Origin of the sequence: Paracidovorax wautersii (assembly GCF_031453675.1) — a bacterium.
In the GTDB taxonomy this organism is placed as follows: Bacteria; Pseudomonadota; Gammaproteobacteria; order Burkholderiales; family Burkholderiaceae_C; genus Paracidovorax.
Map to the genome: position 1 here is coordinate 4,342,112 of NZ_JAVIZX010000001.1, position 9,458 is coordinate 4,351,569.

At 67.8% G+C, this 9,458-nt stretch carries 6 protein-coding genes and 1 pseudogene; 4 read left to right on the forward strand and 3 right to left on the reverse strand.

The window, feature by feature from the left end; all coding sequences use genetic code 11:
• Window positions 1-91 precede the first annotated feature (91 nt).
• The 3 genes from QE399_RS19725 to QE399_RS19735 all read right to left on the reverse strand — a co-directional run bounded on the left by QE399_RS19725 (window position 92) and on the right by QE399_RS19735 (window position 2,682).
• Complete coding sequence (locus QE399_RS19725; protein ID WP_309831502.1) at window positions 92-439, reverse strand: hypothetical protein; 348 nt, start codon at window positions 437-439, stop codon at window positions 92-94.
• 949 nt (window positions 440-1,388) lie between these two features.
• Window positions 1,389-1,613: a hypothetical protein gene (locus QE399_RS19730; protein WP_309831503.1), complete on the reverse strand. Its 225-nt coding sequence runs from the start codon at window positions 1,611-1,613 to the stop codon at window positions 1,389-1,391.
• 145 nt (window positions 1,614-1,758) lie between these two features.
• A complete protein-coding gene (locus QE399_RS19735) occupies window positions 1,759-2,682 on the reverse strand; it encodes a LysR substrate-binding domain-containing protein (RefSeq protein WP_309831504.1) in 924 nt (307 codons plus the stop codon).
• 154 nt (window positions 2,683-2,836) lie between these two features.
• Between QE399_RS19735 and QE399_RS19740 the strand changes: the two genes are divergently transcribed.
• The 4 genes and pseudogenes from QE399_RS19740 to QE399_RS19755 all read left to right on the forward strand — a co-directional run bounded on the left by QE399_RS19740 (window position 2,837) and on the right by QE399_RS19755 (window position 9,367).
• A complete protein-coding gene (locus QE399_RS19740) occupies window positions 2,837-4,030 on the forward strand; it encodes an acyl-CoA dehydrogenase (RefSeq protein ID WP_309831505.1) in 1,194 nt (397 codons plus the stop codon).
• 275 nt (window positions 4,031-4,305) lie between these two features.
• Window positions 4,306-5,578 (forward strand): annotated as a pseudogene (locus QE399_RS19745) (CaiB/BaiF CoA transferase family protein).
• 170 nt (window positions 5,579-5,748) lie between these two features.
• Complete coding sequence (locus QE399_RS19750; protein WP_309831507.1) at window positions 5,749-8,187, forward strand: membrane-bound PQQ-dependent dehydrogenase, glucose/quinate/shikimate family; 2,439 nt, start codon at window positions 5,749-5,751, stop codon at window positions 8,185-8,187.
• A gap of 220 nt (window positions 8,188-8,407) precedes the next feature.
• Complete coding sequence (locus QE399_RS19755) at window positions 8,408-9,367, forward strand: chemotaxis protein (RefSeq protein ID WP_309831509.1); 960 nt, start codon at window positions 8,408-8,410, stop codon at window positions 9,365-9,367.
• Window positions 9,368-9,458: the final 91 nt, after the last annotated feature.

A 9,458-nucleotide genomic window follows, 5' to 3' on the forward strand; every position in this document is an offset into this window, starting at 1 on the left:
CATTCGCACCCTGCGGCTTTTTCGTGGCCGAACGTTGCGCGACATCCCGGCGCGCAACGAGGCCGCGCCGTGCTGGACCGTCGCACGCCCCTCACCGCGAGGCAGGCACCGCCGAGCCCTGCGGAGCCCCAACGCCTTCGCGCCCCGGGGCCGTGGGCGAATCCCCTTGCTGAGGCGCGGTTCGCTGCACTGGATCGCTGCCCGAAGGGCCACCCGTCTGCTGGGCTCCCTGGCCCGCGGCGGGCGCTCCACCGGTTCCAGCGGGGGCGTCCAACCGGTCTTTCGGCGCCATCACGTTGAAGGCGATGACGATGGCGAGAGCCACCGCTGCGCCGATGGCGGCCATGCGGAAGGCCCTGAGGTTGTCCCGTACGCTGGTGGGACGCTTCGGCCCCTGGGAGGTGTTCACGGTCTCGGAAGGTCGCTGGGGATCGCTCATCGCTGACTCCTGAAGTGAGCTGGCCGAAAGGGCTCGGCTGGTGCCAGCGTCCTCATCCCATAGACATCCACGCGCTAAGGAGCGCAGCGCCTGCGGTGGTTTTACGCAGCCGGGGCGGCCCTGCTGCGCAGATAGGGAGGCTTGTCTGCTGGTTCGGGTGGCGCGCCAGGCACGTCGGGTTCCACGGGCTGGTCAGCGGGCAGGCGGGATGAAGGCAGATGCGGCTTGGCCGGCACGCTATCGGGCGTGTGCTGGTTGCAGGCTGCCGGTCGCCGGTGCGGTAGCCAGGGTGTTGTGCGCGGAAGCCTCGACGGCTTCCACAGCGGTCGGAAGGACTTGACCGTATTCCACTGCGCGCTTCCTCACAGGCTGCCCATGACCGACGCGGCCACGTAGGCGATCCCGAGACTGGAGAACAGCACGAATCCAGCCATGACAGTCAAAACTTCTTTCATATGCTCATTCCTTCAATAGGACAGACCATCGGAAGCAGGCTTTGACTGGCATCCACCGACGCTGAAGAACTGTTGCGTTGCCGGCCCTCTCACCGCAGGCTGGCCGACCCTTTCCGTCCGTGGAGCCCGCCGGCCCGAGCCGGAGTGCTGGCCCGGCCGCGTGTGCCGCCGTCGTGACCGATGGCCGCCCGTGGTGCCCAAAGGCACCCGACTGCCGCTCCGCCGCTTCCTGGCATGCGAGGTCTCCTGTGTTCGAGGTCTTGCTTTTTTCTGCGGAAGACACACCCAATGCGTGCCCTCTTGCGATGACCGATACGGTAACGGCCGTGCGTGTCAGCGCCATGTAGGACGAATGCGAAACGCGCGTACGACCGGGCCGCCATCAACACCCTGCGCACAAGGTGCGGGCCCACCAAATAAGAACGGCCGCCTCGCCCAGCGAAGCGGCCGTAGTTCAGCCCGCAATTACGGGCTGATAAACGCTGGCGCGCAGCTCAGTTGTTGCTGCGCTTGATCACCTGCCGGCCTGCATCGGTGATGGCGAGATCGCCAGCGGGCGTCTTGCCGATGAAGCCCCACTCCACCAACCGTCCGGACAGGTGGTGCTTCAGCGCCTGGGGCACGCTCATGGCCTGGCCCAGTTCGAGCTGCTTGAGGGCTTCGATTTCATCCACGGTGGGCTCGAACGTCGGTGCGTGGTAAGTGGATTCAGTGACCATGGATGTTCTCCTTCTTGGGTTGCAGAGGTCGCGAAGCCGGAGCCGCGCCGCCGGGTTGCGTTGACACACCCAGCCGGCCGTCCAGCCGCGCCCACAGGGTAGCCCCGCCCCGGCGGGGGCGCAATCGGCCGGGGGCCCGCATATCTCAAGTCGCGGCCATGTCCTGCAGCCAGTGGGCAAAGGCCGAGAGCACGGGTGGCTGCGGTTGCGCCGGGCTCACCAGGTAATAAGCGCGCTCGCCCCGCAGCGGCCGTGCACACGCAACCACCAGGTCACCCCGGGCGATCTCGGCCTCGATCAGCAGCGGCGGCATCAGCGCCACGCCCAGGCCGTGCGCGGCAGCCACGGCCAGCATCGAGAACAGCTCGTACCGCGGGCCATCGAGCGCGCGCGGCGCGTCGACTTCCATGGCCTCGAACCACTGCCGCCAGCCATACGGCCGCGTGCTCTGCTGCAGCAGCGGGAGCCTGGCGACCACCGGGGGCGCCACCGGCTGGTGGGCGCGGCCGGGGCCACGGGGGGCGGCGGCTTCCAGCAGGCGCGGACTGCACACCGGGACCACATCCTCATGCATCAGCAGCTGCGCCTGGACACCAGGCCAGTTGGCGACCTGGTCGGCCGTGCCGGCGTACAGCGCCGCGTCGAAGGAGGTGTCGGCAAACAGAAAGGGGCGGGTCTGCGTCTCGATGTGGACGACGATGTCAGGATGCCGCTGTGCCAGTTGCGGCAGGCGCGGGATCAGCCAGCGCGTGGCGAACGTGGGCACGGCGGCCAGGGACAGCGCCCCGCCCCGGCCCTGGTGCGCCATCACGTCCAGCGTATCGCGTTCCAGGCCTTGCAGCCACCGCGCCACCTGGCGGCCGTAGTGCGTGCCGGCGGGCGTCAGCACCATGCCATGGCGCGTGCGCTTGAACAGCTGAACGCCCAGAAACTCCTCCAGCGCCTGGATCTGGCGCGACACGGCGCTTTGCGTGAGCACCAGCTCCTGCGCCGCACGCGTGTAGCTCTGGTGGCGGGCGGCGGCTTCGAAACAGGCCAGCGCCTGGGTGGACGGAAGATGGCGATGCATGCGTTCATGCTAGCCCAGATATTCGTACCGAGCATGTCTGGATGAGAACAAGGCGTTTGCGGTGGGCACCAGTGCTGCGTACGATGGCTCTCATTCACGCTGACCATGCACCTTCCGCATGCAACGCCCCTTCATCTGAACCGGAGACATCTGCATGGCCCACGCCGCCTTCCAATGGGACGACCCCTTCCTGATCGAACAGCAACTCACCGACGACGAGCGCGCGATCCGCGACGCCGCCGCGGCCTATTGCCAGGACAAGCTGGCTTCCCGTGTGCTGGAACAGTTCCGCCATGAGAAGACCGACGTGTCCATCTTCCGCGAGATGGGCGAAGTGGGCCTGCTCGGCCCCACGATCCCCGAGCAGTACGGCGGCCCCGGCCTGTCGTACGTGGCCTATGGCCTGATTGCCCGGGAGGTGGAGCGTGTCGATTCGGGCTACCGCTCCATGGCCAGCGTGCAAAGCTCGCTGGTGATGGTGCCGATCAACGAGTTCGGCACCGAGGCGCAGAAGCAGAAGTACCTGCCCAAGCTGGCCAGCGGCGAATGGATCGGCTGCTTCGGCCTGACCGAGCCCGACCACGGCTCCGACCCCGGCAGCATGGCCACCCGCGCCTACAAGACGGCCGGCGGCTACAAGCTCAAGGGCAGCAAGATGTGGATCACCAACAGCCCCATCGCCGACGTGTTCGTGGTCTGGGCCAAGGAAGTGTCCGAGGGCGGCGCCGTCGGTCCGATCCGCGGCTTCGTGCTTGAAAAAGGCATGAAGGGTCTCACCGCCCCTGCCATCCACGGCAAGGTGGGCCTGCGCGCCTCCATCACCGGCGAGATCGTGATGGACGACGTTTTCGTGCCCGAAGAGAACGCCTTCCCCGAAGTGCAGGGCCTCAAGGGCCCCTTCACCTGCCTGAACAGCGCGCGCTACGGCATTGCCTGGGGCGCCATGGGCGCAGCCGAGTTCTGCTGGCACACCGCGCGCCAGTACACGCTGGACCGCAAGCAGTTCGGCCGCCCGCTGGCTGCCAACCAGCTCATCCAGAAGAAGCTGGCCGACATGCAGACCGAGATCGTGCTGGGCCTGCAGGCCGCGCTGCGCTTCGGCCGCATGAAGGACGAAGGCATCGCCTCGGTCGAAGGCACCTCCATCATCAAGCGCAACAACTGCGGCAAGGCGCTGGACATCGCCCGCATGGCCCGCGACATGATGGGCGGCAACGGCATCAGCGACGAGTTCGGCGTGGCGCGCCACCTGGTGAACCTGGAAGTGGTGAACACCTACGAAGGCACGCACGATGTGCACGCGCTGATCCTGGGCCGCGCCCAGACGGGCATCGCCGCGTTCGCGTGACATCCCCCTGAGGCGCAACCGCTCGTTGCTTCCGCCAGAGGCGGCAGCCCTTCGGACCGTCCAAGCCTGCACTGGCAGGCTTGGAGCCAAGGCCCTCAGCCCCTTCTCTCGGCTTCGCCGGGGGACGACACCGTCGCTGCGGGGCGGCCCTTGCTTGGCGTCACTGGCTTGGAGACACGCCCATCTCAAGCCGCATGCCAATTTCAGACGTTTTTGGCCTCTAGCGCTCTATATATAAGCGCTAGTAGCTATCAATTCAATAGCACACCAACCCCATGACCACCCCCATCCCGAACGCAGGCGCCCTCGCAGGCATCAAGGTGCTCGACCTCTCCCCGCGTGCTGGCCGGTCCATGGTGCACCCAGATCCTGGCCGACCTGGGCGCGGACGTGGTGAAGGTGGAGCGCCCCGGCGCCGGCGACGACACACGCCACTGGGGCCCACCCTTCCTCAAGGACGCCGACGGCAACGACACCAGCCAGGCCAGCTACTTCACCGCCTGCAACCGCAACAAGCGCTCGGTCACCATCGACATGGCCACGCCACAGGGGCAGCAGCTCATCCGGCAGATGGCGCAGCAGGCCGATGTGCTGGTGGAGAACTTCAAGGTCGGCGGCCTTCAGCAGTACGGCCTGGACCACGAGAGCCTGCGGGCCCTCAACCCGCGCCTGATCTACTGCTCGGTCACAGGATTCGGGCAGAACGGCCCATACGCCGAGCGCGCGGGCTACGACCTGATGGTGCAGGCCATGACCGGCCTGATGAGCATCACCGGCCGCGCGGATGATGCACCCGGCGGCGGCCCGCTGCGCGTGGGCGTCGCGGTGATCGACCTGTTCACCGGCCTGTACGCCAGCAACGCCATCCTGGCTGCGCTGCACGTGCGCGACAACGCCACCACCGGCACAGGCCAGGGCCAGCACATCGACATGGCCCTGCTGGACGTGGGCATGGCGGTGCTGGCCAACCAGGCGGCTGGCTTCCTCGCCACGGGCGACGCGCCCGGGCGCATGGGCAACAGCCACCCGAGCCTCGCGCCCTACCAGGACTTTCCCACGCAGGATGGCAACATGCTGCTGGCCATCGGCAACGACGGGCAGTTCCAGCGTTTCTGCGCCGCGGCCGGCCAGCCCCAGTGGGCCACCGACCCGCGCTATGCGACCAACACGCTGCGCGTGAAGCACCGCGCCGACCTCATACCCGCCATGGAGGCCGTGACCCGCACCCGCACCACGGCCGACTGGATCGCGCTGCTGGAAGACAAGGCCGTGCCCTGCGGCCCCATCAACACCGTGGCGCAGGCGTTCGACGACCCCCAGGTGCAGGCGCGCGGCCTGGCCGTGACGCTGCCCCGCTGGGGCGATGGCCCGGCGCCGGACGGCGTACAGCACATCACCGGCGTGGCCAGCCCGCTGCGTCTGTCGGCCACGCCGCCGGTGCTGCGCAACGCGCCGCCGGCCCTGGGCCAGCACACGAACGAGGTGCTGGCCGAGCTCGGCGCCGACGCCGCACAGATCGCCCGCTGGCGTGCCGCCGGCGTGGTCTGAAGGCGCCCACCCCGCCTGCCGGAATAAAAGGCTGCAAATACCACGTACCGGCCTGCGCCACAACGTGGTTATCCCAAAGAAATGTGCAAAAAGTGCGTGCAGCCACTAAACTGCCCGCCCCGCCGCTGCCACCCAGGCACTGACCGGCGCTTCTACACATAGGTTTCTTGATGGGAAAAACTCCGACCTCCATGCCCGCAGGGGCCAGGCTCTGGCTCGCCCTGCTCGGGTTGGTCATTCTGGCTGCCGGGCTGTTCCTCGCGTACTACGGCGCCCAACTGCTGTCGCTCGGCGGGAGCATCTATTTCGCCGTGGCTGGCGCCGCCTTCACGGTGGCTGGCGCGCAGATCGTGCGCGCCAAGCCGTCGGGCGCGCTCCTCTTCGGGGCCGCGCTGCTCGGCACGGCGGTCTGGGCCGTGGCCGACGTCGGCCTCGACTTCTGGCCGCTCATCTCGCGCCTGATGATCCTGGCCGCGGTCGGCATCGTGGTGGCGCTGTCGTTCCCGCTGCTGCGCCGCGCAGCCGGCCTGGCGCCCGCACGCGGCCCGGCCCACGCCACGGCCCTGGTGCTGGCTGTCGTGTGCGCCGCCGCCACCTGGGGCATGTTCCAGCCGCACGCCGTGGTCGCAGCGCAAGGCCCCGGCCCGACGCTGACGCCCGTGGCGCCAGGTGCCGAGCAGCTCAACTGGGCCCACTACGGCAACACGCCCGGCGGCAGCCGCTTCGCCGCGCTGGACCAGATCACGCGCGACAACGTGGGCCAGCTGGAAGTGGCATGGACCTACCGCACCGGCGACACCCCCGTCAGCCCCGGCGGCGGCGGTGCAGAGGACCAGCTCACGCCGCTGCAGATCGGCGACCGCGTGTTCGTCTGCACGCCGCACAACAACGTGATCGCCCTCGACGCATCCACGGGCAAGGAGCTGTGGAAGACCGAGATCAACGCCAAGCAGAAGAAATGGATGCGCTGCCGCGGTTTGGCGTACTTCGACGCCGCCGCGCCCATCGCGCAGCCGACCGTGGCCGGCGCGACGCCCGTCAAGGCCGCATCGGTGGCGACGGGCGCAGCCTGCCAGCGCCGCATCCTGATGAACAGCGTGGCGCCCGAGCTGATCGCGCTGGACGCTGACACCGGTGCCTTCTGTGCCGACTTCGGCACCAACGGCCGCGTGGACCTGCGCGCCGGCATGGGCAAGGGCGCCGACAAAGGCGAGTACTACCCCACCTCGGCCCCCACTCTGGCGGGCACGACCATCGTCATCGGCGGCCGCGTGGCCGACAACGTGAGCACCGACATGCCCGGCGGCGTGGTGCGCGGCTTCGACGTGATCACCGGCGCGCTGCGCTGGGCGTTCGACCCCGGCAACCCCGAGGTGAAAGACGCCCCCGCGGAAGGCAAGACCTACGCGCGCTCCACCCCCAATGTGTGGGCGCCCATGTCGTACGACCCGCAATCCAACACCGTCTTCATGCCGGTGGGCAGCGCGGCGGTGGATCTGTGGGGAGTGAAACACACCGCGCTGGACCGCAAGTACGGCGCATCGATGCTGGCGGTGGACGCCACCACCGGCAAGGAAAAGTGGGTTTACCAGACCGTGCACGACGACCTGTGGGACTTCGACGTCCCCATGCAGCCGTCCTTCGTGGACTTCCCCGGCGAAGGCGGCAAGACCACGCCGGCACTGGTGTTCGGCACCAAGGCCGGCCAGATCTTCGTGCTGGACCGCCAGACCGGCCAGCCGCTCACGAAGGTGGAAGAGCGCCCCGTGCCCGCCGGCAACATCCAGGGCGAGACCTACTCGCCCACGCAGCCCTTCTCGGTCGGCATGCCCAGCATCGGGGCGGACGATCTGAAGGAGTCGGACATGTGGGGCGCCACGCCCTTCGACCAGCTGCTGTGCCGCATCAAGTTCAAGTCCAAGCGCTATACCGGCCTGTTCACGCCCCCCGGCACAGACGCCTCGCTGAACCTGCCCGGCTCGCTGGGCGGCATGAACTGGGGCGGCATGTCGATCGATCCGACCAGCGGCTACCTGTTCATCAACGACATGCGCGTCGGCCTGGAAGTGCAGCTGATCGCCGCCGACCCGGCCGACGCCGGCAAGAAATCGGACGGCAACGAGGCCGCTGCCATCACCCGCCCGGTGCCGCTGGACGGAACGCCGTACGCCATCAACGCCAAGGTGCGTTTCATGTCGCCGCTGGAGATTCCCTGCCAGAAGCCGCCTTTCGGCACGCTCACGGCCGTGGACCTCAAGAGCCAGAAGATCGCCTGGCAGGTGCCCGTGGGCACGGTGAAGGACACCGGCCCGTTCGGCACGAAGATGCTGCTGCCCATACCGATCGGCATGCCCACCATCGGCGGTACGTTGGCCACGCAAGGTGGACTGGTCTTCATCGCCGCCACGCAGGACTACTACCTGCGCGCCTATGACAGCGGCACGGGCCAGGAAGTCTGGAAGGGCCGCCTGCCCGTGGGCAGTCAGGGCACGCCGATCAGCTACAAGTCGCCCACCAACGGCAAGCAGTACGTCGTAGTGTCGGCGGGCGGCGCCCGCAACTCGCCCGACCGGGGCGACTACGTGATCGCCTACGCGCTGGGCCGCTGAAGCCCTTCGCCAGTCACGGCAAGCCGTCGCAGAGCTGTCTGCGGCGGCTTTTTTTGCGCCACGGTTCCGCCGGACGGCAGGTGTCTCCGAATGACCACAGCGCACCAACCCCGCCCTGGGTGAAACCCGCATGGCGCGGAAAACGTTCCCAACGGCACGCCACAAAGCGCCCTTCGCCCCTAGAATTTACAAAGGTACACATATGCCCCAAGGAGTTGCCATGAAGGCAGTGCAGCAGGAAATCGACGAGCGGACCAATCTCACCGGCACCAACAAGTTCGAGCTGCTGCTCTTCCGCTTGGGGGTCGACAGCACGCTGGGCAATTCGGAACTGTTCGGCATCAATGTCTTCAAGATCCGCGAGATCGTGGCGATGCCGTCCATCACCACCATCGCCGGCGCCACCCCGCACTCGCTCGGCGTGGTCAACCTGCGCGGACAGGTCATTCCGGTGCTGGACCTGCCCTCCATCGTCGGCTGCAAGCCCAAAACCGGCCTGAACATCATGCTGGTGACCGAGTACGCGCGCACCACCCAGGCCTTCGCCGTCGAGTCGGTGGAAGACATCGTGCGGCTCGACTGGCAGCAGGTGCTCTCCGCCGAGTCCAGCGGCACCGGCGGCAAGCTGGTGACCAGCATCGCACGGCTGGACGGCAACACGGACGGCTCCCGGCTGGCGCAGGTGCTCGACGTCGAAGCCATCCTGCAGATGGTGTCCCCTTCGGACTCCCACCAGGTCGATCCGCAGAAGGTCGGTCCCAAGCTCAAGCTCAAGCCCGGCACCATGGTGCTGGCCGCAGACGATTCCTTCGTGGCCCGCTCGCTCATCGAGCAGGAACTGCAGGTGCTCAAGGCGCCCTACGAGATGACCAAATCGGGCAAGGAAGCCTGGGACCGGCTCAATGCCATCGCCCGCAGCGCCGAGGCCGAAGGCAAGACGGCGGCGGACCGTGTAGCCCTGGTGCTGACCGACCTCGAAATGCCCGAGATGGACGGCTTCACCCTGACGCGCAACATCAAGCAGGACCCGCGGCTGAAGAACATTCCGGTGGTGATCCACTCCTCGCTGTCGGGATCGGCCAACGAGGACCATGTGCGCAACGTCGGCGCGGATGGCTACGTCGCCAAGTTCGTGGCGGAAGACCTGGCAGACACCATCCGCCGCGTGCTACCGCAGTGAAATAGGCCCTTGGCGCCCTACCCACGGGCGCAACCAGCTATCAATAAAATAGCAAAGGAACTCGCGGTGGTGGCCACCGGCGCCGCCGCAG